At 42.1% G+C, this 24,826-nt stretch carries 23 protein-coding genes, 2 pseudogenes and 1 riboswitch; of the genes and pseudogenes, 2 read left to right on the top strand and 23 right to left on the bottom strand.

Features of this window, described 5'->3' with window-relative positions; all coding sequences use genetic code 11:
* Positions 1–11: 11 nt before the first annotated feature.
* From I4V44_RS12675 to I4V44_RS12595, 17 genes and pseudogenes are all read right to left on the bottom strand, one after another.
* The gene (locus I4V44_RS12675) at positions 12–1,169 is read right to left on the bottom strand and encodes an ABC transporter ATP-binding protein (protein WP_118409381.1); all 1,158 of its coding nucleotides are present in this window, start codon (positions 1,167–1,169) and stop codon (positions 12–14) included.
* Positions 1,170–1,249: 80 nt separating this feature from the next.
* Entirely contained in the window at positions 1,250–2,269 is a 1,020-nt protein-coding gene (locus I4V44_RS12670; RefSeq protein WP_196002808.1) for a FecCD family ABC transporter permease, read from the bottom strand.
* A 139-nt stretch (positions 2,270–2,408) separates the two neighbouring features.
* Entirely contained in the window at positions 2,409–3,602 is a 1,194-nt protein-coding gene (locus tag I4V44_RS12665) for an ABC transporter substrate-binding protein (RefSeq protein WP_118574253.1), read from the bottom strand.
* Between the two features lie 24 nt (positions 3,603–3,626).
* Positions 3,627–4,646 carry a hypothetical protein gene (locus tag I4V44_RS12660; protein ID WP_118574251.1) on the bottom strand — a complete coding sequence of 340 codons (1,020 nt, stop codon included), beginning with the start codon at positions 4,644–4,646 and terminating at the stop codon, positions 3,627–3,629.
* 324 nt (positions 4,647–4,970) lie between these two features.
* Positions 4,971–6,368, bottom strand: a complete 1,398-nt coding sequence (locus tag I4V44_RS12655; RefSeq protein WP_118574249.1) for a sirohydrochlorin cobaltochelatase — start codon at positions 6,366–6,368, stop codon at positions 4,971–4,973.
* Positions 6,369–6,569: 201 nt separating this feature from the next.
* Positions 6,570–6,746, bottom strand: a riboswitch (cobalamin riboswitch).
* A 197-nt stretch (positions 6,747–6,943) separates the two neighbouring features.
* Positions 6,944–7,258, bottom strand: a pseudogene (gene hisI / locus I4V44_RS12650) (phosphoribosyl-AMP cyclohydrolase); the annotation flags it as partial.
* A gap of 85 nt (positions 7,259–7,343) precedes the next feature.
* Positions 7,344–7,931 (bottom strand): imidazoleglycerol-phosphate dehydratase HisB, encoded by a 588-nt coding sequence (gene hisB / locus I4V44_RS12645; protein WP_118330728.1) that lies wholly within the window; start codon positions 7,929–7,931, stop codon positions 7,344–7,346.
* A 106-nt stretch (positions 7,932–8,037) separates the two neighbouring features.
* Entirely contained in the window at positions 8,038–9,342 is a 1,305-nt protein-coding gene (gene hisD / locus I4V44_RS12640; RefSeq protein ID WP_118574247.1) for a histidinol dehydrogenase, read from the bottom strand.
* Between the two features lie 2 nt (positions 9,343–9,344).
* Positions 9,345–9,992, bottom strand: coding sequence for an ATP phosphoribosyltransferase (gene hisG / locus I4V44_RS12635; RefSeq protein WP_008702990.1), 648 nt, complete (start codon positions 9,990–9,992; stop codon positions 9,345–9,347).
* Between the two features lie 3 nt (positions 9,993–9,995).
* The gene (gene hisZ / locus I4V44_RS12630; protein WP_118521588.1) at positions 9,996–11,114 is read right to left on the bottom strand and encodes an ATP phosphoribosyltransferase regulatory subunit; all 1,119 of its coding nucleotides are present in this window, start codon (positions 11,112–11,114) and stop codon (positions 9,996–9,998) included.
* A 1,001-nt stretch (positions 11,115–12,115) separates the two neighbouring features.
* Positions 12,116–12,649, bottom strand: coding sequence for a Holliday junction resolvase RecU (locus I4V44_RS12625; protein WP_118339403.1), 534 nt, complete (start codon positions 12,647–12,649; stop codon positions 12,116–12,118).
* 25 nt (positions 12,650–12,674) lie between these two features.
* A complete protein-coding gene (gene lepB / locus I4V44_RS12620) occupies positions 12,675–13,235 on the bottom strand; it encodes a signal peptidase I (RefSeq protein WP_008702987.1) in 561 nt (186 codons plus the stop codon).
* Positions 13,159–14,184, bottom strand: a complete 1,026-nt coding sequence (locus I4V44_RS12615) for an RluA family pseudouridine synthase (protein WP_196002807.1) — start codon at positions 14,182–14,184, stop codon at positions 13,159–13,161. Before I4V44_RS12615 ends, lepB begins: the two co-directional genes overlap by 77 nt.
* 81 nt (positions 14,185–14,265) lie before the next feature.
* Complete coding sequence (locus tag I4V44_RS12610) at positions 14,266–14,919, bottom strand: hypothetical protein (protein ID WP_118568897.1); 654 nt, start codon at positions 14,917–14,919, stop codon at positions 14,266–14,268.
* Positions 14,916–16,871 carry a YgiQ family radical SAM protein gene (locus I4V44_RS12605; RefSeq protein ID WP_118339407.1) on the bottom strand — a complete coding sequence of 652 codons (1,956 nt, stop codon included), beginning with the start codon at positions 16,869–16,871 and terminating at the stop codon, positions 14,916–14,918. Before I4V44_RS12605 ends, I4V44_RS12610 begins: the two co-directional genes overlap by 4 nt.
* A 102-nt stretch (positions 16,872–16,973) precedes the next feature.
* On the bottom strand, positions 16,974–17,786 hold the full coding sequence (locus I4V44_RS12600; RefSeq protein WP_025576989.1) for a GTP pyrophosphokinase: 813 nt from the start codon (positions 17,784–17,786) through the stop codon (positions 16,974–16,976).
* A 350-nt stretch (positions 17,787–18,136) separates the two neighbouring features.
* Positions 18,137–19,588 carry an aminoacyl-histidine dipeptidase gene (locus I4V44_RS12595; RefSeq protein ID WP_055058008.1) on the bottom strand — a complete coding sequence of 484 codons (1,452 nt, stop codon included), beginning with the start codon at positions 19,586–19,588 and terminating at the stop codon, positions 18,137–18,139.
* Positions 19,589–19,757: 169 nt separating this feature from the next.
* Here I4V44_RS12595 and I4V44_RS12590 point away from each other — a divergent pair, with 169 nt between their 5' ends.
* Positions 19,758–20,684, top strand: coding sequence for a hypothetical protein (locus I4V44_RS12590; protein ID WP_025576988.1), 927 nt, complete (start codon positions 19,758–19,760; stop codon positions 20,682–20,684).
* 110 nt (positions 20,685–20,794) lie between these two features.
* Here I4V44_RS12590 and I4V44_RS12585 read toward each other — a convergent pair whose 3' ends face one another.
* The 4 genes from I4V44_RS12585 to I4V44_RS12570 all read right to left on the bottom strand — a co-directional run bounded on the left by I4V44_RS12585 (position 20,795) and on the right by I4V44_RS12570 (position 23,050).
* The gene (locus I4V44_RS12585) at positions 20,795–21,427 is read right to left on the bottom strand and encodes a hypothetical protein (RefSeq protein WP_008702979.1); all 633 of its coding nucleotides are present in this window, start codon (positions 21,425–21,427) and stop codon (positions 20,795–20,797) included.
* Positions 21,428–21,485: 58 nt separating this feature from the next.
* Positions 21,486–21,980: a pantetheine-phosphate adenylyltransferase gene (coaD, locus tag I4V44_RS12580; protein ID WP_118572810.1), complete on the bottom strand. Its 495-nt coding sequence runs from the start codon at positions 21,978–21,980 to the stop codon at positions 21,486–21,488.
* Positions 21,981–22,106: 126 nt separating this feature from the next.
* Entirely contained in the window at positions 22,107–22,658 is a 552-nt protein-coding gene (rsmD, locus tag I4V44_RS12575; RefSeq protein ID WP_020993877.1) for a 16S rRNA (guanine(966)-N(2))-methyltransferase RsmD, read from the bottom strand.
* On the bottom strand, positions 22,655–23,050 hold the full coding sequence (locus tag I4V44_RS12570) for a methylglyoxal synthase (protein ID WP_008702973.1): 396 nt from the start codon (positions 23,048–23,050) through the stop codon (positions 22,655–22,657). Before I4V44_RS12570 ends, rsmD begins: the two co-directional genes overlap by 4 nt.
* 288 nt (positions 23,051–23,338) lie before the next feature.
* Here I4V44_RS12570 and I4V44_RS18315 point away from each other — a divergent pair.
* Positions 23,339–23,524 (top strand): annotated as a pseudogene (locus tag I4V44_RS18315) (small, acid-soluble spore protein, alpha/beta type); the annotation flags it as partial.
* A gap of 145 nt (positions 23,525–23,669) precedes the next feature.
* Here the strand turns inward: I4V44_RS18315 and I4V44_RS12560 are convergent.
* Positions 23,670–24,221: a prolyl-tRNA synthetase associated domain-containing protein gene (locus I4V44_RS12560; protein ID WP_118568899.1), complete on the bottom strand. Its 552-nt coding sequence runs from the start codon at positions 24,219–24,221 to the stop codon at positions 23,670–23,672.
* Positions 24,222–24,649: 428 nt separating this feature from the next.
* Positions 24,650–24,826: ABC-three component system middle component 6 (locus tag I4V44_RS18570; protein WP_420314758.1), on the bottom strand; the 177-nt coding region annotated here is incomplete at its 5' end.

The following is a 24,826-nucleotide window of genomic DNA, read 5'->3' as shown; positions in this document are numbered from 1 at the left end:
AAAACGATGTACTATAGCTCTGCCAGTATTCCCAGCTCCCGCGCAAGGCGAAGCAGTTCCCTGTTTGCGGCATTCATTGTTCCGAAGTCTTTCAGAGGACAGATAACTTTCTGACATTTTTTCATCAATTCCACAGCCTTATCATAAGATTCCTGTGAAATACTTTCGAAAGGTTTCTCTGTAATCACCTGGTCTGCAAGTGCACCGGCTACCTGACAGTCTACATCATTCGTGTGAAGCACTCCTGCCGCAAACGGAATTCCCTGTCTCTGCAGTTTTCGATAATACGGAATTCCACTTCCATTACCGCCAATTACAAACACCTGAGGTTCACCTCTGGGCGGATCCATCTCCACACATCCAAAAGCAGCATTATAGCTTCCTCTGGTAATTCCATACAACTTCCGAATATACTCAGAAGTAAAGATTTCTTCCGGAGCACCGTATTTCTCTATATATTCTCCATGTACACAGATAACTTTATCAGATATTTTCTGTGCAAGATCCAACTCATGCAGCGACATGATCACTGTAAGCTGATGATCCAGCACCATCTGTTTCAAAATAGTAAGAAGTTCCAGCTTATGACGGATATCCAGAAAAGAAGTCGGCTCATCCAACACAATGATCTCCGGTTCCTGACAGATAGCCCGGGCAAGAAGGATTCGCTGTCTCTGACCATCACTGATGGCTGTGAAATCTCTGTCTTTTAAATCCCATGCATGGACGGTTTCCATTGATTTCTTTACCTTTGCCTTATCCTCTGCGGAGAGTATTCCCAAAGTGCCTGTATAAGGATAACGCCCTGTGGCTACAATGTCTTCGCAGGTCATCAGTTCCGGTCGCATACGCTCCGTGAGCACGACTGCCAGTTTCTGAGAGACCTCTTTATTAGTCATCTTTGCCATTCTCTCTTTATCCAGATAAACAGTACCGCTGATCGCGGCAAGCTGTCTGGTGATGCTTTTAAGAATAGTGGATTTCCCGGCACCGTTAGGACCGATGAGAGTGAGGATTTCTCCCTTTTTCAGCTGAATATTGATTTCTCTGATAAGAGGTTTTCCGTCATATCCCACAGTCAGCTGATCCGTACGGAAAAAATACTGTTCCTGCCGGTCTGCTTTGTTATTTTCTGTTTCTCTTATTACATCTGCTATTTTCTCTGACATATGTTTTCCTGTTTTCCTTTTTTATGCTGCATCATATAAGTAATCTGCCCGGATAGCGTATTCTGCTCCCGCTTTTTATATCAATTCCTCTTCTGTCTGTGGATCATGATATAGATTACAACCGGTGCACCAAATACTGCTGTTACGGAACTGATACTGAGTTCTGTAGGTGCAAATACGGTTCTGGCAATCAGATCGCAAAAAAGACAGAATACTGCCCCTCCCAGAAAACAGGCCGGGATCACAAGGAGCGGTCTGGCTGTTTTCAGCAGGCTTTTTACAATGTGAGGCACTGCAATGCCAACAAAAGAAATTGGTCCTGCAAAAGCTGTCACACAGGCAGACAGAATACTGGATAAGAGAATCAGTCCTATGCGGAACAGCTTGATATTCACTCCCATATTCTGGGCATAAACTTCACCCAGCTGGTAGGCACCGATAGGTTTGGACATAAAGAACACGATCACCATTGTGAGCAGAACTACTGTTGTCATTACCTTCACATTACCCCAGGACATTCCTGAAAAGCTTCCCAGTGACCAGTTGTGAAGATTGACGATATTGGAGTCATCCGCAAATGTAACTACGAAATCTGTAACTGCAGAACAGATGTAACCGATCATGACACCGCTGATAACCAGCATGGACATGTTGTGGACTTTTTTTGCAACCAGCAGGACGAATCCCATGGAAATCATAGAACCGATAAATGCTGCAATGATCATGGCTGCAGAACCCATGGAAATAGATCTGCTCAGAAAATAAATCATCAGAAGTGCAACTACCAGCTTGGCTCCTGAAGAAATTCCAAGTACAAAGGGACCTGCAATAGGGTTATTAAAAAATGTCTGAAGAAGAAATCCGGATACAGAAAGTGCTCCTCCAAGAATGATCACTGACAGAATCCTGGGAAGACGGATTTCCCATATTATATTGTAAGCAGTCGCATCTCCCTGATGTCTGAAAATAATATTCAGAATCTCACCCACTGAAAGATGAATGCTTCCGGCATTTACATTCCAGACAAATAAAATCACCAGAAACACCGCCAGTATAAAAAATGCTATCCAGTATCTGGCTGTACGTTTTTTGTCATCCATATTTTTTGTTCCTTTTGTTTTTATATTTCCTGCTTTTGGCAGTTCTGCAGAATCCCGCAAACATATTTCAGTGCCATTCGTAAATAACTATACCAATCGCATAGGATGCGGATTCGAGTGTGCCGAAAAGTTACAAATATCATTTTAACTTATGCATATATGCAAGTTCATCCAGCGAATCATCATCTGTAGTAAGAATTGTATGAATATCTTCAATCATAGTTCCAAGCTCAGTGGTTTCCTGGAAAAGATTTTTCCCCGTACACCACACATTTCCATCCTTCACTGCCTTAAAATCTGCCAGAAGATTACTTTTTGCCAGCAGTTCATCAATAGTAGAAAGTTCACCGTCGATAGTACTGTTATAGATGATATAGTCCGCATCTTTTGCTTTGGCATAAAATTCTTCCATCTGCATATTCATGGTAGACAAAGCGTTATCACTTTCTCCTGTATCTTCGGGAACATATTTGCCGCCTGCAAGCTCGATCATGTTTGAAACATAATCACCATTTTTTCGCACATTGACAGCACCTGTGGAATTAATGTAAAAGAATGCTACTGTTTTACCTGTATCTTTATCATCAGAGGTCAGAACTTTGTCAAGCTTGTCTGTCTGCTCCTTAAATGCCTTCTCAGCTACATCTTCCTTTCCGAGAAGCACAGCATAGAGTTTCATCCATTCAGTTCTTCCCAGAGGATGGCTCTCATAACTGGAACGTTCTACCATTACCGGGATACCAAACTGTTCCAGTTTCTCTTCCACCTCCGGATTATGGTGGATCATAGTTGATTCAATGGCAAGACCACAGCCTTCATTCAGGATCAGTTCATAATCCGGTGCATTGTACTTGCCTGCATAAATCATTTTTCCGGATTCCATGGCATCTTTTGCTTCCTGGATATACCATCCATTCTCCTGAGTTCCTGAAAGACGAATGCTGTCAATACCGTCAATTGCGCGGAAAAGATCCATAGCAGAGGTTGCTACCAGATAGATGTTGTTCAGCGGTTGTTGAATAACTGTGATATCTTTTTCAAGCCCCTTTGGAGCCTTTTTTCCCTCTGGAACTACAAGAAACTGTCCTTCCTGATTGATAGTGATCAGAGCATAGCCATCATTGTAATAGTCTACGCTGAATTCTTCTGCGTAGGAAAGTTCCATACTGTGATCATAGGTAAGTCCCGGGATATCCACAGGAGTTTTTGCATTGTCTTTATCTGCTGCGTATGCTGTACAGACAGTGCATATACAGATAATAAATAATGCAACTGATATAAAACCGATAAATATTGTTTTTTGCTGTTTCTTTATTATGTTTTTCATCTTCATAATTGTTTCTTTGTTTGTATATGATTATTTTGCTGTTTTTTCTGCTTCTTTGGCAGTTGTGGAATCAAAATTTAAGGTGTAGTCAATCTCGTGAGGCTCACTCATTGCTACTGTATCTGCTGTTACCTCCATCTCTGCATCAAATACGCTGACAGGGATTTCAAAAGTGGAGTTTCCATCTTTATTAACCGGCTCATATTTCTCACCATCCACAAGCATATAATCATAGTTCGGACTGCTCCATACGATAGTTGCTGTAGCTTTATCGCCTTCTACCTTAATGGCAGCAGGAGAATCAATGGTTGCTCTTCCTGAACCGCCTGTAAGAGTTACATCCATGGTATAGTCGCCATCTTCAAGATTCAGATCTGCCAGAGTCTTACCTTCACTTGTCTTGCTGTCTTTCGCATCTTTGTCTGTGTCATCTGCTTTGGAATCTGCATCTTTATTTTCTTTATCATCTTTTTTTGCATCTGTATCATCGGATTTTACAGGATTTTTGACACTTACCTTATGGTCATACCATTTTCCTTTTGTTCCGATCAAAGCTACATCGAATTCTTCATCAATTGCGGGTACCGGGATATCAAATCCATATACTTCCTCACTCATTCCATCGCTGTATGTAACAGTATCTGTGGTTGGTTCAAGAATCTCTGCCCCGTCTTTCTGTGCATCTTCTGCCTTTCCCACAAAAAGATTTACAATTTTCTTTGAAGCAAGGCTTACATGGATAGTCATCTTGCCATCCTTTACTGTAAGGGTTCCTTTTCCGTCGTTTGTTTCATTTACATGGAACATTCCGCTGTCTGTATCAAATTCTGCTGTGTAGGTGCCATCCTCTAATGTATCACCCTTGGATGCATCTGTTTCTTTATTATCTGTATTTTCTGAATCAGCATCTTTTGCAGTGGTTTCTTCTTTATCAGTGGTTTCTTCTGTTGCCGTATCAGTATCTGTCTTTGCAGCAACCGGGCTTGTACCGATCAGAGTAGCTGAAATAGTAAGTGCTGACATTAATAATGTAAATGAACGTTTCTTCATGATTATTTCTTCTCCCTTATCTTCATATTTTTTATAGTTTTTTCTATCGTGCTGTTCAACCCATCTGCTGCAGAGCAACAGGCTTTTGAACAGGTGATGGCAAATATATTATAGTAATTCCAGAAAATAATGCAATTAAGACAGTTCCTCTGGATCTTTCTCAGATGTGCGCACGTTACTGTGAACGGAATGAACAGAAACGTGCGAACTGTTTGCAGTATTTTATGGAATTGCTATGACTTCTTTTTTTCTTATCATATAATATATCTGCCCGGAAACTTTTGCAAGTCCTCCGGGCAGTTTATCTTGTTTGAACAATATTTTTTATTCAGCATCAGCCTCTGCAGTATCAGCTGTTGTCTCAGCTGCGTCATCTGCCTGTGCATCGTCTGCACTGTCATCTGCTGCTTCGGCATCAGTATCTTCTGCCGCTGCATCGTCAGATGCTCCAAGAGAATCAATTGCTGCTTTTGTATGAGCCACATACAGATCTTCTACTGCTGCAATTCTTCCAAGACCTGCGATCTGGCAGTCAACACTGTCGAAATCACCGGATGCTTCAAACTGAGATTTCCAGGAATCTGCATCATCACCGGCCATATCATTGTTAGCGTGGTCTCCGGCAACGACCATCAGAGGACGAAGGATCACATTCTTGAATCCTGCTTCTTTTACTTTCTCGATAACCTTGTCACATGCTGTGTCTTCCGGTTCTCCCTCTACAGTTCCGATGAAAGCGTTTGTGAATCCAAGATCATCCATCTGTGTCTGCATCTGGTCATAGGTTACATTAGCTGTATGGGATGTACCATGTCCCATGAATACAAATGCTGTGCCTGCATCTGCTGCTGCTTTCATATCATCAAATCCAGCTTCCTTGCAAGCTTCATCTGTGATTGCCTGAGCAACTGCTTTCTTGTCATCATTGATCACTGTAGCGTCATCACCAACTTCACCGAGCATTGGCTCTGCAATTGCAACAGATTCAAATTTGTCTTTGTATCCATCAATTGCCTCTGTCATTTCATCATATTCTGCACCATGCATCAGATGTGTCGGCTGTACAACAAGATTCTTAACACCGTTAGCTACTGCACGGTCAAGAGCCTGCTGCATATTATCGATTACTTCATCATCTCTTGCCTGTACATGGTTGATGATAATCTGTGCTGTAAATGCACGTCTTACTGACCAGTCCGGATATGCTTTTGCAAGGGCATCCTCGATTCCTTTGATATCCTCTGCACGGCTGTCGTTGAAGGATGTACCAAAACTTACTACAAGAAGTTCATTCTCACCAATCTCATCCTGGTTACGAGGATCATCTTTGGAAGCATCACCTGTGTCACGTCCAAAGTATTCAGGGCTTGCTTCTTCACCTGTTACCAGTTCTTTCTGAGCATCTGTAAGTTTGTCCCATGCTTCTTTTGCTGCTTTGCAGTCTTCGTCAGTTGTGTCTGTTCTTTCCTGAACATAAATCTTATCGATCAGGGCACCAACTTCGTCTGCGGCTTTCTGATCATCATCAGAAGCTTCTGTTGTATCATCAGATGCTTCCTCTGTATCTGCTGCATCTGCATCGTCTGCAGCTGCTTCTGTGTCATCTGCAGCCTCTTCTGTTGCTGCATCATCAGATGCAAAAGCAACTGTACCTGTTGCTGCTGTCATGGAACAGGTCATGGATACTGCCAGTAATAAGGCTAACATGGATTTTCTTTTCATTTCGTTTTTCCTCTTTTATTTCTCGTATTTCCGGACAATTGTATGCACAAAAAAGGCAGCTGCATATTCTGCAGCTACCGCCTTCCCATAAATACATGGTTTATATGTACCAGATATATCTGTAATTTCCGATTCTGTCTGATTCATTTAATAAAAGAGCTATGTATCGTTATGAGAATACAGGTTCTGTATACCGCAGACCTTAAATTCTACGCCAAGGCAGTTCTCCTGACTTCGATCATCGCTGTTTCTCCCTTCCCGGTTTCCCAGTGGTTTCTGAAAAACAGCTCCCATACACAGTGACGGTATCGCTCCGGATTCTCACCGGATTCTCTTTTGCGCATCAAGTACGATGCAACCTTTGCGTTATAACATTGCACATATTCAATTCGGATATTCTTTTTTTATCACATTTTACCAAAAATGTCAATACAATTCGTGTATATTTTCCTTTAATGTTTGGCATTAGTGTTACTGTTCACTCCGTTCACAGTAACGTAGCCAAAATTCATTCCAGATTGCCTGCGGCAATGGAATTTTGGCTTGTATGTATATTATCGCGTTATTCATCACACTTCTGTCAGGGCTTTGAAAAAACAGGTTCTGTTTCCGGTATGGCAGGCTGCACCGATCTGCTCTACTTTAGCAAGGATCGTATCATTGTCACAATCCAGTGTAAGGGATTTTACAAACTGGAGATGTCCGGATGTGAGTCCCTTCGTCCAGAGTTCATTGCGGCTTCTGCTCCAGTAAGTCATTTTACCTGTTTCAAGAGTGGTATTAAATGCTTCTTCATTCATATACGCCAGCATCAGTACTTCGTTTGTCTGATAATCCTGAGCTATGACAGGTACCATTCCATCACTGTTTAATTTAAAATCAGACCATGCGATGCTGCTTTTTAAATTCACTGTATTTTCCATTTTCTGTCTCCATATAATTTTGTTGATTGATATTTTCGTAAATCTTCAGAATTTACAGACTGCCCTTGGTAGACAGAACATCTGTGATCCTTGGATCATAGGATGTGGCTGCGTCCAGTGCTTTGGCAAAACTTTTGAACATTGCTTCTGCTACATGGTGATTATTCCCACCTGCCAGAACCTTGATATGAAGATTCATGCCACAGGCATAGGAAATGGCATAGAAAAATTCTTTCACCATTTCTGTGGACATGTCACCAATCCTGTCTGTGGTAAACTCTGCATCCCATACAAAGTAAGGTCTTCCGGACAGATCGATCGCACAGAGCACCAGGGATTCATCCATAGGAAGGATGCAGCTTCCATAGCGCTTAATCCCCTTTTTGTCACCAATTGCTTCTTTTAATGCTGTTCCCAGAACAATTCCTGTATCCTCAATGGTGTGATGATCATCCACCTGAAGATCTCCATGGACTCTGACACTGAGGTCAAAAAGTCCATGACGGGTAAATCCATCCAGCATATGGTCAAAAAATCCCACACCTGTCTCAATATCAGAGTATCCGGTTCCATCCAGATTTATTTTTAATTTGATTTCTGTTTCTTTTGTATTTCTTTCTGCTGAGGCTTCTCTTGCCATGGTTAAGTCCTCTCTGTCTTACTTATTTTCAAACACTCTGAATCCATGTTTTTCTGTGCAAACTACAGTTTACATTATAGCAGATTTCAGATTCAAAGCCTTACCATTATTCGTTATCTTCATCCCCAAAACGAACTGCAATAGAATTTGCATGTGCAGTAAGCTGCTCAGAAGTTGCAAACTGGATGATATCTTTGTGGATGTTACGCAGCGCAGATTTTGAGTAATATACAATACTTGATTTCTTGATAAAATCATCTACGGAAAGGGCTGAGAAGAATTTGGCAGTTCCGTTTGTAGGAAGCACATGGTTCGGACCTGCAAAATAATCTCCCAGTGGCTCGGAGCTGTACTCTCCGATAAAGATCGCACCTGCATTCTTCACTTTCATCATATCTTCAAAAGGATTGGCTGTCACGATTTCCATATGTTCCGGAGCGATTTCATTGGCCGCCTCAATCGCTTCGTCCATATCCTCTGCAATCAGAATGTAGCCAAAGTTATCAAGAGATTTCTGAATGATTTCTTTTCTGGAAAGAACCTCCACGAAACCTTTTACTTCTTCATCTACTTTCTTCGCAAATTCCTCACTTGTAGTGATCAGGATAGCACATGCCAGTTCATCATGCTCTGCCTGGGAAAGAAGGTCTGCTGCCACAAAATGCGGATTAGCTGTCTCATCTGCAAGAACAAGGATCTCACTCGGTCCTGCAATGGAGTCAATGCTTACATAGCCATATACTGCTTTCTTTGCAAGAGCTACGAAAATGTTTCCGGGACCTACGATCTTGTCTACCTTCGGAATACTCTCTGTTCCGAAAGCAAGGGCACCGATTGCCTGTGCACCACCCACCTTATAAATCTCATCTGCTCCTGCTTCTTTGGCTGCTACCAGTGTGGAAGCGCATACTTTGCCATCCTTTCCGGGCGGTGTTGTCATAACAATATGCGGGACTCCTGCCACTTTCGCAGGTACAATATTCATCAGTACAGAAGACGGATAAACTGCTTTTCCACCGGGTACATAAACACCCACACGATTTAACGGTGTTACTTTCTGTCCAAGCATAGTTCCATCTGTTGTGCTTGTAAACCAGCTGTTCTGGATCTGTTTTTCATGATACTGACGGATATTGACCAGAGCTTTGCGGATCACTCCAAGAAGTGCAGGATCAATCTGCGCATAAGCCTCTTCAATTTCTGCATCTGTGACGCGGATAGTCTCTTTTGTCACATCAGCTTTGTCAAATTCTTTTGTATAGGCAAAAAGGGCTGCGTCCCCTTCATTTTTTACTTTATCAAGGATCTGAGCTACTGTGGATTCAAATTTTCCATAGTTATTCGGGCTTCTTTTCAGCAGATTCTCAAGAATATCCTTTGTTGATTCTTTTGTTAATTTTACTGTACGCATCTTTACATCTCCTCCTGAAGAACTCTTCTTAAGTCTTCAATAAGTTTACGGATTCTCTCATTTTCCATCTTCATGCTCACCTGATTGACTACCATTCTGGCAGACAGCGGGCAGACCTCTTCCAGCACCTTCAGTCCGTTTTCCTTCAGTGTACTTCCGGTCTCCACAATATCTACGATCACTTCAGACAGACCAACGATGGGTGCCAGTTCAATGGAACCGTTTAATTTGATCAAATCTACTGTCTGGTGTTTTCTGTTAAAAAAGTAATCCTTGGCAATATTTGGATATTTAGTCGCCACACGGATCAGCTGGTTATTCTCCAGAACTTCTCTGGCACTCTCCGGTCCACAGACACACATCTTACATTTTCCAAATCCAAGATCCATCACTTCATAAAGCTTACGGCCTTCCTCCAGGATCGTATCTTTTCCCACAATTCCGATATCTGCCGCACCATACTCTACATAGGTAGGAACATCCGGCCCTTTTGCAAGGAAGAATTTCATCTTCAGTTCTTCATTGGTAAAGATCAGTTTACGGGAATCTTTATCTTTCATCTCTTCGCAGGTGATTCCTGCTTTCTCAAACATCTCCATTGTTTTGTTGGCAAGTCTGCCTTTTGTCAGGGCAACTGTCAGGTATCTCATGGCTTATCTGGCCTCCTTTTTCAAACGTAATGCCACACATCTACCCTCTGCACGAAGTTTCTGTGCCTCTTTAATGGCTTCTGTACGGTTCTGTGGCTCGTATTCGATCACTTCCGGCTTCTCTTCTTTCTCAGAGATCAGTTTCTGGCTGGAAAGTGCAAGAAGAAGGTTATCTACTTCAAGGGCAAATCCGATAGATGCCGCAGGTTTGCCAAAGTGTTTCATCAGTCCGTTGTAACGGCCACCCTTGATCATAGGCTCTCCGGTTCCGTAAGTGTATGCCTGGAAAATGATACCTGTATAGTACTGATATTTACTGAGCATTCCAAAATCGAAAGAGATATACTTTTCATATCCGTAATTTTTCATAATCTCATAGATTTCTTCCAGTCTGGAAACCGCCTCCAGTGCGCAGGCGTTATTTGTCAGACTTCTGGCTTTCTTTAAGACTTCTTCCGAACCGAACATCTGTGGGATTTCAATAAATGCTTTCTGCATACTGTCTTTGAGTTTCTGTTCCTCTACAAACTCTTCTACTCCGAAAGAATTTTTCTGTGAGATCAAAACACGAAGGCGTTCCTCTGCTTCCGGACCGAGTTCGGCTTCTTTTAACAGAGATTTGAAGTAATCTACCTGTCCGACACTGACCTGAAATTCAGTAAGACCTGCTGCCAGAAGGCATTCCACCGTCATGGCAAGAAGTTCTGCATCTGCATCTGCGGATTCATCACCGATCCGTTCTACTCCCATCTGTGTGGTTTCTTTGAGATGTCCTCTGTAGCTGGTGTTGTTGATAAAGGTGTTTCCTGTGTAGCAGAGGCTTACAGGTTCTTTGTCCGGGGAAAAGTAGGTTGCGCAGGCTCTGGATACAGACGGGGTGAAGTCAGGTCTGAGTACCAGGGTGTTGCCTTCTCTGTCAAAGAATTTGTAGAGTTCTTTGGAGGGGATGGTTCCTACTTCACGGCTGAACACTTCGAAATATTCGAATGTGGGGGTTTCTATGTCTTCATAGCCATACTGGTGGAAGACGCGATGGATTTTCTCCTGTACCTTTCTTTTCTGGCTGCATTCGCCGTTGTAGATGTCTCTTACACCTTCAGGGGTGTGGAAAATACGCTGCATGGGTGGTCCTCCTCTTGGTTATGTTGTAATTCTTTTTGTTATTATTTTATATTTTGCTTTAGTGCGGTAACGTGCTACCAAAGCAATGTGTAACTAGATAGAATTATAATAGGTTTTCAAATAAATGTCAAGTACAGTTAATGTTATTATATTGTTGTTTTTGTCTATTCGTTATGTGTATTCAAAGGGACGCTCAGAAACATATTGTATTTGAGGTGCGGTTTCGGTATCTAAGAGCTTCTAAGTCTTCGGAAAATCTGCTAAAACCATGAGAAGAAAAGCCCGGAATTACTCGCTGTCGCTCAGACAAGGGGCTTTTCTTCTCATAACGCAGATTTCCTGAAAACTAAGAATCTCTAAGACACCTGCAAATGCACCTCAAATACAATATGTTTCCGAGCTGGTTTTCGCAATGCGGAAGATTATGATGGCTATAGCAAGTCTATTAACTAATACAGCGAATATTAAGTAACTGCTATATTGACTTGTCTGATTTTTCATCTGCAGCGTTGTCGTCAATCGCCGTAGCCACCGCTACGCCTCATTCCTCCGCCTTGCGGCTGAAAAAATCATCCTGCGTCAATATAGCAGAAACTTAATTTTCGCTGTACTAATGCATTTGAGGCAATTCAGCAGAGTGCGAAAAACAAGAAAGATACCTACAGGCGTGCTGACGCAGGATTTTACGCTCTGATGAACTGAATCAATAACATTATAAGAGGCTTGCTATAGTATGCCAGCAAGTTGATTTCTTCATAGTTACTGCCAATACACAGCGCAGAAATTTATTTTATTTCCGGTGCATTTGCAGGTATCTTAGAGTTTCTTAGGCAAAAAAAATCTGCGTTATGAGCCGGCTGTTTCACTGTCTGAGCGAAGTCTGCGACGGAGCGAGTTTGAGAAGACGGCTCATGCTTTTAGCAGATTTTTTTTGCCTTAGAAACTCTTAGATGCCGAAACCGCACCGGAAATAAAATAAATTTCTGTGCGTCCCCCTTTTTCTATCCCCGCTCATCAAGATCAATCTGAATCCCATCCAGAAAGGGCACAAGAAACCCGCTTTTTTTATTCAAATAGTACTGAGGCTCCAGCTCTTCGCGCCGGAAGCTCTTGCGGCCGCCTTCCTGCATCCGGTTCCAGAAAGTAAGGAGACTGCGCAGTGTAAGGTAATAGAACTGGTTTTCATGGCTGTAGAATATAAGAAAAAAAGCCACCCCTCCCTGCTTTTCAAATGCCTGCATAAATTCCACCTGATGAGGATGGATATTCGCAAGCGGAAAAGTATCCGCCGCACATTCTTTGGCATCAAAGCAGACGGGGATGCCCTGTACTGCTCCGATATAGTCTACAGTGCTTCGTTGCTCGAAATATGCCAGCGTAATATGACGATTTTCCTTATCCATACGGACAGGTGTGATCGGAGTGGGAATTTTCTGGATAAGTGCCAGTCCCTTTTCTCTGTATTGTTCATTTGTACGATTTACAAGATCCTCCAGAGTGGATCCCCGCAAACCTCTGCTGTTCCATGTTGCCACTTTATTTCTCCGTAAATTTTATTTTCTACTTCAATAATTTTACCGACGGATAATACCTGATAACTGCCTTTCCGACAATCTCATCAAAGGTCACAAAACTGGTGCTTTTCCAGCAACGGGAGTCTTTGGAATGATTGCGGTTATCACCCAGGACGAAATAGCTATTTTCGGGAACTTCATACGGGCCAAAGCTGCCTCTTGGTTTTTCCGGAACGAAACTGTCATCCAGAGGAATCTCTGAATCATTGATATAGACTTTGCCGTCCTTAATCTGTACTTTTTCTCCCGGAAGTCCGATGACTCGTTTGATGAAAAGCTTGCTTTCGTCATCCGGGTATTTGAAAATAACAATGTCAAAGCGTTCCGGATCTTTTATTTTTTTTGATATTTCATGTCCGAAGAAATCCAGATTGAGTCCATATGCAAGGCGGAATCCGAAAATACGGTCTCCTGTCATAATGGTTTTTTCCATTGATTCGGAAGGAATTTTGGCATTGATCAGTACTACGCTATTCACAAGCGTTACGATCACTACTACTATGATGATCATTTTTGCGTAATCCCATATTTCTTTCCAGATTCTCATGATAAGCCTCCTCAAGATTTTCCTCTTTGATGATTTTACAGAAAAGCTCCGGTGCCGGCGCCACAAAGTTCTGGTCTGTCTCCGGAATTACTAACCTGTATGCATGGAGAAGCTGATGCCTGACTCCATGGCGGATGTATTGCTTATTAAATTCAGAATCTCCGTATTTGGTGTCTCCAAGCAATGGATGTCCTGTTCCTGCAAGATGAGCACGAATCTGGTGAGTACGGCCTGTGATCAGCTCAACTTCCAGAAGAGTTATTTTTCCGTTGCTGCCAAGAGGACGATATTTCGTTTCAATCGGCAGGGAATCTTTGAATTCCTGTCTGCTTACGATTACTTTGTTTGTTTTTTTATCTTTGTGCAGATAACCCCTGATATGATCCGGTTTTTCTATTTTGCCTTTTGTGAGGCAGAGGTAGTATTTGTGAAGTATTCTGTCGTGGAATATCCTGGACAGAAACTGCAGACCGGCAAGGCTTTTACCTGCACAGACCATTCCGCTGGTATTACGGTCAAGTCGGTTACATACAGAAGGTCTGAAGGTTTTGAGCTGTTCTTCTGTAAGGTCACCTTTCTTTAAAAGGTAGCCGGTCAGATATTCTACAAGGGACGGTTCCCCGTCATCTGCCGGCTGTGAAAGCATCCCTGCCGGTTTATTGATGATAATGATATCAGGATCCTCGTAAACAATATCCAGTTCGCAGTATGCTCTTGCTGCCTGACTGCTTCCTGCAAATTTATCGAAAGTTTCATCACTCAGAAACAGTTTGATGGTGTCGCCTTTGAGAAGTTTTTCGTTTCCTGTGGCTTTCTTTCCATTTAGAGTGATGTTCTTTTTGCGGAGCATTTTGTAAAAAAAACTTTTAGGTGCTTCTCTGAGAAGCTTGGCCAGATATTTATCAAAGCGCTGGCCCGCTTCATTTTCTTCTATAATAAATTCTTTCATATTTAATTGTTCCTGTATAATTATACCAAACTCCGAAATAACACATTGCTATAGATATATTTTGTAATTGAATTCCGGCGACTACAGACACAATGCCAGAATGGTCTGCCGGATCAGTTCATTTCTGGAAAGATCCGGATATTTTTCGTCCGGGGTAAATTTGATTCCTTCTTCCAGACTTTCTCTGTGATCGTTCATGGAATCAAGACGTTCTAGGAACGGACGGAGATCTGTAAAAATTTTCACCGTCACTTTATAACCGTTTTTACGGATGATCTTCTGGGAATTGGTTTCCATGAAAGATGCATCGATTTTCGGATCACTGCTGTAAGCCACTACTGTATTTCCACATACTGCTGCTGCATCAATATAGGCACTTTTTTCATAAAAAGTCATGTAAAGTTCATATGCCATATCCAGACTGCCCTGATGCTCATGGATTTTCTGATATAATCCGGCATCCATTGGTCTGCATTTCAGAATCATGATCAGATTCACCATGGATTTACATGCCGGAAGACAGCCAACTACAGTTACAACTGTCCAGACAGTCATTCTTGTCTTAAAATAGAACCAGGATGTAAAAAAGATGAATAAGGGTACTGCAAAAAGAATTGCAGTGATGATCAGGCGACGTCTCTTTTCACTTCTGAAATATCCGAAATTCCCTTTGGATACTCTTGAAGATGTTTTCGCTTTACTTTGTTTTTTATTTCTGTTTTTCTTTTCTGTCACTTACGTCCTCCTCCGGAATTTTTCTTATGTATATTTCTGATAGTGTTCTTCTTTGCAGATGCTGAACTGTTTTTGTTGTTTTTGTTATTTTTGCTATTTCTGCTGTTTTTCGCATTCCGACTGCTGCCCTGAGTATGCTGTTGGCCTCCATGATTCTCTCGAAGCGGCCGGATCAAACATTTAGGGCCGTAACCTACCAGGTCCATTCTTCCGGTCATTTTGAGGCCTTCCAGCACCAGTTCTCTGTTTGCAGGATTCTTGTACTGCATCAAAGCTCTCTGTATTGCTTTTTCATGGGGGTTCTTCGGAACATATACCTTCTCACCTGTAAGAGGATGGATTCCCGTATAGTACATACAGGTAGAAAGAGTAGACGGGGTTGGATAGAAATCCTGTACCTGTTCCGGGGTAAAGCCAAGATCCCGGACATATTCCGCAAGTTTTACTGCCTCTTTCATGGTACATCCCGGATGGGAGGACATGAAATACGGGACAGCATACTGCTGCTTTCCTGTTTGCCTGTTTGCCGCATCATATTCCTTAAGAAACTGCTGATAAACGCTGTGACTTGGTTTTCCCATATACTTCAGAACCTGATCAGACACATGTTCCGGTGCCACACGCAGCTGCCCGCTTACGTGATGTTCCACCAGTTCACGCAAAAAAGTCTTGTCCCTGTCTGCCACCACATAATCAAAGCGTACACCGGAGCGGATGAATACCTTCTTCACTCCCGGGATCTTCCGCAGCTTCCGAAGCAGAGAAACGTAATCCGAATGATCTACAGTCAGGTTTTTGCATGGCGTGGGAAACAGACACTGCTTATTCTTGCAGACCCCTTTCGTGAGCTGTTTCTGACAGGATGGTTGTCTGAAATCTGCTGTGGGACCACCCACATCGTGAATATAACCCTTGAACTCAGGATCATTTGTCATTCTGGTAGCTTCTTCGATCAGAGACTCATGACTTCTGGTCTGAAGAATTCTTCCCTGATGAAAAGTCAGAGCGCAGAAATTACAGCCGCCAAAACACCCTCTGTTGCTTGTCAGGCTGAACTTGATTTCTTCCAGTGCCGGAATTCCGCCCAGCTTCTCATACATGGGATGAACTTTCTCCGTATAAGGCAGGGCATATACATCATCCATTTCCTCCTGCGTCAGGGGCAGAGCAGGAGGATTCTGTATAATATATCCCTTTGTCCCATAAGATTCTGCCATTGGTCTGGCGCTGAATGGATCTGTATTCTGATACTGAATGGCAAAGCTGTCTGCATAAACCTTCTTATTTACTTTTACTTCCTCATAAGAAGGAAGAATAATCGGATCATAAACTCTCGACAGATCCCTGCACTTAAATACAGTTCCTGCAATATAGGTAAGTTCCTCTACCGGCAGTCCACTCGCCAGCGCATCTGCAATCTCTATGATTGAATGCTCACCCATTCCATAGGAAATCATATCTGCCCCGGAATCAAGGAGTACACTGTGTTTTACTTTATTCTCCCAATAATCATAATGTGCCAGTCGTCTCAGGCTGGCTTCAATCCCACCCAGGATAATGGGTGTCTTTTTATAAGTCTGACGGATCAGATTGCTGTACACGATCACCGCACGGTCAGGACGAAGTCCCATCTGGCCTCCCGGTGAATAGGAATCTTTCTGCCTGTGCTTTTTAGAGACTGTATAGTGATTTACCATAGAGTCCATATTTCCCGCAGACACCAGAAATCCCAGTCGAGGCTCTCCAAATACCTGAATACTCTCCTTCTTTCTCCAGTCAGGCTGAGGAATGATCCCCACTTTATACCCACGACTCTCCAACAGTCTGCTGATGATCGCAGTACCAAAGGAAGGATGGTCCACGTAGGCATCACCTGTAATATAGGCAAAATCTACCTGCTCCCACCCTCTCTGTTTCATTTCTTTCTTTGTTACCGGTAAAAAATCCTGCATTTATATTTTCCTCGTATGTATTATAGTCATGCGGATACGATCATCCGCCACACAGTTCTACATCTGCAGCAAACCTTTCAAATTATCATTTCCGGATAATAATCAGACATGATGATACACTGCCTGTGCCCGGTATCCTTCGGATATAATATCAAGCTGTCTGTGGAACCGCTTCAGCTGCTGAAGATCTTTTGTTTTAAATACTCTCAGGAACTCATCCTGAATCTTCATAATCTCCCGCTTATTTGCAATCTTGTACAGATTTTCAATGTTGATCAGAATATCCTTCACCAGATTAGACTGCATCTGTGACGAATTCTGTGCATCCATAATCTCATTCCGCACAGAAGACATCTCATGGTCAAGAGCATTAATGGCATCTGCTGCCTTGCTCAGACGTTCTGCCACATGCTCCGGCATATCCCCTTTATATTTATATTGCAGGGAATGCTCAATCGTCGCCCAGAAGTTCATAGCCATTGTACGGATCTGTATCTCCGCCTGCAGCTTCTTTGGCCCTTTGATCGTATCCACTGTATAATAAATAATCAGATGATAACTTCTGTAACCACTCTGTTTAATATGCTTCAGATAATTCTTCTCACTCTTTATAACCATATCGCTTCTCTTCTGGATCAGGGAAGCAACCGTCTCTATATCCTCCTCAAACTGGCAGATAATACGAACACCGGCAATATCCTCCAGTTCTTCTTCCATTCTCTCCATAGGAATATGCTTGCGCTGCATTTTCTCAAGAATACTGCTCACGCTCTTAACCCTGCCCTCCACCTGCTCAATCGGGCAGTAAACATCATTCTCTTTACATTCATCAATAATGTGATTGAATTTCACTTCCAGCTCTCTCACAGCCAGTTCATACGGGCACAAAATGCTTCTCCATAACTGTATTTCCATTTTCACTCGCTCCTTGCATTTCATACATTTTGTTATTATAGCATAGATTTTGAAAAATATCTCGCTAATATGAATAGTTTCTGTTTTTTTTAGAAATGCGGTTACTGTTCACACACCACTATCCCGCGAGGTGTTTTGGCATGAATATGCCAAAATCCCGAGACATACAAGCCAAAATTCCATTGCCGCAGGCAATCTGAAATGAATTTTGGCTACGTTACTGTGAACGGAGTGAACAGTAACGAAATGCTTAGTTCCGCATTCTGATACAGTATATGCAAAGCACCGGACATATAGAACATTCAAAAAAGCACCCCTGCCGCCAAAGCGCAACAGGGATGCTTCCAACATCACTCTTTAAGAGCCTCCAGAACTTTCACCAGATACTTCCAGACTCTCTCTGTAGAAGAAATACTAAGCACCTCTTCAGACGTATGAATATCCTTCATATCAGGTCCCAGAGACACACAGTCAAGTCCTTCCATCTTCTTATAGAAAAGTCCACACTCAAGTCCTGCATGGATTGCCACCACATTCGGTTTCTGTCCATACATTTCCTCATATACTTCCACCATCTTATCACGAAGCGGTGAATCCTTGCGATACTCCCACGCAGGATAAACGCCCTGTCTCTCATACTCTCCGCCAAGGAACTCCGTCAGATAGGCAATCTTGTCAGAAAGGGAATCTCTGGCTGTCTCCACAGAACTTCTGATACTGGAGCTTCCCATTACCTCATTCTCAGAAGTCTTCAGAATACCGATATTCGTAGAAGTCTCTACCAGTCCTTTGATCGTTCCGCTCATTTTCTGAACACCATAAGGTACATTTACAAGGAAGAAAATTACTTTTTCTTTACTTGTGGGATGAAGAACCCTTACTTCCTGTTTTCCCTCATCTTCAACAGTTACTGTGATACCCTCATCAGTTCCTGCATACTCTTCTCTCCATGCTCCCTGCACAGAAGCCGCATATTCTCTGACAGCATCTGCATTTTCTTCAAGAACAAGGATTTCTGCTGTAGCCTCCCTTGTAATGGCATTATCTTTCTGTCCGCCCTGCACACTGATCAGTTCAAAATCTGTTTTCTCATCCAGACCATGGAGAAATTTTCCGAGAAGAGAATTTGCGTTTGCACGATTCTTGTCAATCTCAGCTCCGGAATGACCGCCCATCAATCCGCTGATCTTAACTGTCAGCTTCTCTCCCTCTGCATCCAGTCTTGTCACTGGAATATGGCTGACTCCGGAAAGTCCGCCTGCACAGCTGATCCAGAGGCTTCCTTCTGCTTCAGAATCCAGATTGATAAATCTTCTTCCTTTTAATACACTGCAGTCAAATCCAACTGCACCCAGAAGACCGATTTCCTCATCTACAGTAATAAACACTTCAAGCGGCGGATGAGCAATTGTATCACTTTCCAGAAGTGCAAGACCATAAGCAACAGCAATTCCGTCATCACCACCAAGGGTTGTTCCGTTTGCAGATACATAGTCACCTTCTACAGAAAGATTTAATCCGTCTTTTGTAAAATCATGCTCTACATCCGGACGTTTCTCACATACCATATCCATATGTCCCTGAATGATCACTACAGGAGCATTCTCGTATCCCGCTGTGCCCGGTTTATAAATAACCACATTATTCATCTCATCCTGAACATATTTCAGATCATGATCCTTTGCAAACTGAACCAGATAGTCGCTGATCTGCTTTGTATTTCCTGAGCCATGAGGAATTTTGCATATCTCCTCAAAATAATGGAACACTCTTTTGGGTTCACAATTCTCTAAAACTGCCATAATTATATTACCTCCAAAAATCACACATTTGTCTTATAATATACCATTGTTTTCCCGATATACGACAAATTTTCCAGATATATTTTACCCAAATACTATAGCATTTATTTTCATTCTGCGCCATATAAATTTTATAAAGAATGGCAAACAATTGCAAAGAGGTTGTTGTATGTCCAAAAACACCATACTCACCGGTGGTATTTGTTTTCTTCTTGTCTTTCTTCTGCTACATCCTGCTGAAAGTCTGTCCTGTGCCAGAGCCGGAATGACTCTGTGGCTGAATACATTAATCCCAACGCTTCTCCCATTTATTATTCTCACAGGAATGCTTACACATACCGGTCATATCCGGAAACTTCTCCTGCCATTTGAATCATTCTTTCATATTTTTCCGGGTGTCAGCATCTGGGGTGGTTATGTTTTCGTTCTCGGAATGCTGTGTGGTTATCCTCTGGGAGCCAAACTTGCTTCTGATCTGTATGGATTACATAAAATCAGCAAAAAAGAAGCTCTTTATCTCACTACCTTCTGTAACAATCCAAGCCCTGCCTTTATCATTACCTATCTCTGTAAGTCCTGTCTTAAGGATACAGTACCTGCCGGCATGGTCTTTGCGAGTATTTTTTCAGCAAATCTGATATGTATGCTGTTCTTTCGTTTTTTTGTGTACCAAAATGCCACCATCTCAGATTCCCCAGGATTTTCACCCGAGATTTCTTCTCGAAAAAATATACTTGATTTTTCTATAATGAACGGTTTTGAAACCATTACACGTCTCGGAGGATATATTCTATTGTTCTCCATTCTGGCAGGATGTATCAGATATTATGCGCCTTTTCCACTTCTCTATCAATACCTGCTGCTCGGATTTACAGAGATCACTTCCGGACTTTCTCTTATTTCAGTTTCCGGACTGCCATACATGACTCGTATACTTTTGTCCGCTGCAGCTACCGCATCCGGCGGTCTGTGCATCCTTGCTCAGACAAAAGGTGTTCTCCACCATGACCTCAGCATTCTGCCTTATTTTATTTCCAAGTGTATCTGTACATTCCTTACAGCAGGTATTCTTTACTGTCTGATTTCCTATCTGTGAAAATAAATTCTTTCCGGGAACTGTCATCATTTCATTATACAAAATCAGGGCAGGAAATTTTCCTGCCCCTTGTTTTCTCATCTTCTATAATATTTATAACTGATTTATTTTTAGTTCTCTCCCAGATCATCTAACAGATCGTCATCATCATCTTTCGCTCCGTCATTATCATGATAAGAGCCTGTAATTGCTGCAGCCTGTGCTGTCTGAGGTGCAAGTTCCTGACGATTGTGGTTTACAACATCAAGACAGCTCTGCAGGGAATCAATAAATGTTTTGTATTTCACACCTGCATCCTCTAATGTTGTATTAAGCACACTGCCAATATTGGCCATCATATCATCTGTATAGGTGATCGCGCTGAGGCGAATGCTGTTTGCATCCTGTGTTGCAGAATCCAGAATCTCCTGTGCCTGTTTGTTAGCTGCATTGATCGTATCATTTGCCTGTGCATATGCTTTCTGCATAATCTCATGCTGTGTTACCAGTTCCTGTGCTCTTGCCTGTGCATCTGCGATCAGTGCATCTGCCTTAGTCTGAGCATCCTCAAGGATAGCGTCCTTATTGTTAATGATCTTCTGATAACGTTTAATCTCATCCGGAGTTTTCAGGCGGAGTTCTCTCAGAAGTTCCTCAATTTCTTCTTTATTTACCACAATCTTAGTAGTTGACAGTGGCTGGAATTTACAGCTGTCCACATATTCCTCAATCTCACCGATAATCTGTTCAATTCTGCTGCTCATAGTATATACACTCCTTATTTTCTATTTCTGTTACTGTACGCTCTATGTGAACAATAACTTATTTGTTGTCTGCTGTAAGACGAATCTTCTCAATAACTGCATCCGTTATCTCGGACGGTGCAAACTTACTCAGGTCGCCTCCAAAATGTGCAACTTCCTTCAATATTGTAGAACTCAGGTATGCATATTCCAGACTTGTAGTCAGAAATACAGTATCTACATCCGGTGCAAGTACACGATTGGTCTGAGCCATCTGGAGCTCATACTCAAAATCTGTAACTGCGCGAAGTCCACGTATGATCACCTGAGCGTGATTCTCTCTGGCAAAATTCACAGACAATCCCTCAAATGGTTTTACCTCGACATTAGGAACGTCCTGAGTCGCCTTTTCTAATATATTAACACGTTCCTGCACAGAAAACAACGGACTTTTTGAAGAATTATGTAAAACGCCCACTATCACTTTGTCAAAAGAAACTGCTGCTCTCCGGATCACATCAAGATGTCCATAGGTAGCCGGATCAAAGCTGCCGGGATATACTGCTATTTTCATTTATTTTTACTCTCTCTTTCCTCTGGCACATACACATATGCATAACAACACGAATGCTGCCTGCAGGCAGCAATCTTATGATAATTTCAGGAAGCAATGTATTCATTCTGAAATTATTATAGTTAATTATGCACGTTCTAAAAATACATGCTTATTTGTTTTATACTCTTTCGAACGCAGCTGCCTGTAACCGAGAGATTCCACATAACTGAAATCCGTCTGAAGATCCGCTTCCACAATAATAAGTGTATTCTTATCTGCAACTGTGCTGTCTTTCAGATATTCCAGCACCTGTCTTTCCAGTTCATTATTATATGGGGGATCCATAAAAATAATGTCAAAAACACCTTTTCCCTCAAGGGAACGCAATGCCTGCAACACGTCCATGTTCAGCAGTTTACCATCTTCTGCCAGTTTTGTAAATGCAAGATTTTCTCTGATGCATGCAGCAGCTTTTGGATTCTTCTCCACAAACACTGCATAAGAAGCCCCTCTGCTCAGAGCTTCGATTCCGATCCCGCCACTTCCGGAAAAAAGATCCAGGAAACGGCATTCCAAAAGCTCCGGCTGAAGTATATTAAATAATGTTTCTTTGATTCTGTCAGTAGTAGGTCTTGTGTCTATCCCCGGAATTGTTTTCAAATTAAGCCTTCTGGCTTTACCTGCGATCACTCTCATTTCAGATTCAGTCTCCAATCCAGGTCTCCTCTTGCAAGCCCTAAAATAAGAAGTTCTGCTGTGGCAATATTTGTCGCTACAGGAATATTGTACTGGTCGCATCTTCTCACGATGCTTGTGATATCCGGTTCTTTAGGATCGATCATGACCGGATTGTAGAACAGAATGACCATATCAAGATCCTGACGCTCTACCATCTCCATAAACTGCTTGTCTCCACCAATACTGCCGGCAAGGAATTTATGCACATGAAGGCTTGTCGCTTCTTCTATTCTCCGTCCGGTTGTACCTGTGGCATAGACCTCATGTTTGGCAAGTATATTCTTATAAGCGATGCAGAAATCTTCTATCAGTACTTTTTTACTGTTATGTGCGATTATACCTAAGTTCATAGTTTCTCCTCTCCGTTTCTCCTATTTATTTTGCGGATTTTATCTTTTATCCACAATCCTAACTGTAATTATAACAAAGCACTAAATAAAACGCAATTAAAACTTAAAAAATATACATAATTCATAATTTATTAATATTTTTCTTACAGTCATCATGCAAGTTTTCCTGTTTCCATGCTCTTCCTGTCCATGCGAAAACTTCCAGTGTATTATTTCTACATCTTCATATACTAGCATTGCAACACAAAAATACTTCAAAAGAAAACAACAACCAAGGAGGAAATTGATATGTCAAACACAAAATCTTCTAACCAGACAGCTGTACCGGAAGCAAAAGGTGCGTTAGACCGTTTCAAATTCGAGGTTGCAAATGAATTAGGCGTACCGCTTACAGACGGGTACAACGGTAACCTGACTTCTAAACAGAATGGTTCTGTCGGAGGTTATATGGTCAAGAAAATAGTATCAGAACAACCGCTAAATTTCAATTCTATATTTTATATCATTCCCAGAGTCATTGTCAACTACAGAACAACATTCCCAGGTATTCAGAAAGCCCTCAGATATAGACAAAATCTATGGCTGAGGGCTTTCCTGTGTCTTTGGTTATGTGTTTTCCTTATTCCGGAACCGGCAGAGTCACTGTGACAGGCTCATGCTCCAGTGCTGGAATAATTTTCTGCATCAGATCTTCAGTTGTGAATTTGAGACTCGAGGTATTAATACAGGGATGACAGCCGAAGTATGGCTCCTTCATGACATCTTCATCAATAAGAAGCTGTACTTTCTTCTCAGAATCATTCATCAGTCCCAATACACTGACGGATCCAGGGGTGATATCAAGATATTTCTCCATATATTCCGGTTTGGCAAAAGATAATCTGGCGGAATGGATCTGCGCAGAGAGATCTTTTGTCTTAAACGGTTTATCACCAGGCATCAGAAGAAGATAAAAATCCGTCTCCTGACGATTGCACAGGAACAGATTTTTGCAGATTGTGGTGTTGTCGCCAAGGGCGTGGTCAATTTCTTCGCAGGCTTCCATAGTCATAGCAGCCTCATGGTCAATACGCTGATATTGAATACCTAGCTTGTCTAAAAAATCATAGACGCGGATTTCTTTGTTCAGACGGTTATCTGTATTTTCGGGTCTTCCCTTTTGTAATTTCATTTCATAACTCTCCTTTTTTTCATTTATCAAAGTGTAATCCTTTTGTAAGCGGAATGTCAACAGAAGAGCAAATATCCAGAATATTTTTCTAGTATCCTGTACGTTCTACCACTTCCGCGGAATAGATCACCAACACTCCAGCTCTCCCCACCTTATGATACCAACCGGTCTATCCGCAGCAGGAATATCATGTGATGCTCCATAGTACCCATCAGTACCCGCTATATATCCGCTGAAACAACATCTCATCCAACTGCATCTACTGCCAGCATCCCTGCATCCTGACATGGATTATTCCCCCATCCTATCCACAATGCTGTAGATACTTACATAGAAAGCCTCCATGGGGATAAAACGGTACTCACAGCAATGGAACTGCCGGATATCAAAGAGTTTAACAAAATCGGCTATTCAATAGCCGTAGTAGTTCATATACATAAGTTTATGCACCCTTTCTTATCGACCTCTGCCGCATCTATAAGATACAACCAATCTAAACATAACAAAACATGGGACATATTGGAAAGGAATTCTGTTTTCGCACGATTTGCATTTTCTGCGGACCGGTAAGCCTCTTTCAGTGCCTGACGGGATTCAATCTCTGC

Origin of the sequence: Blautia sp. 1001283B150304_161114_C9, from assembly GCF_015668165.1 — a bacterium.
GTDB classification, from domain to species: domain Bacteria; phylum Bacillota; class Clostridia; order Lachnospirales; family Lachnospiraceae; genus Blautia_A; species Blautia_A wexlerae.
This window is presented reverse-complemented; position numbering and strand designations above follow the sequence as displayed.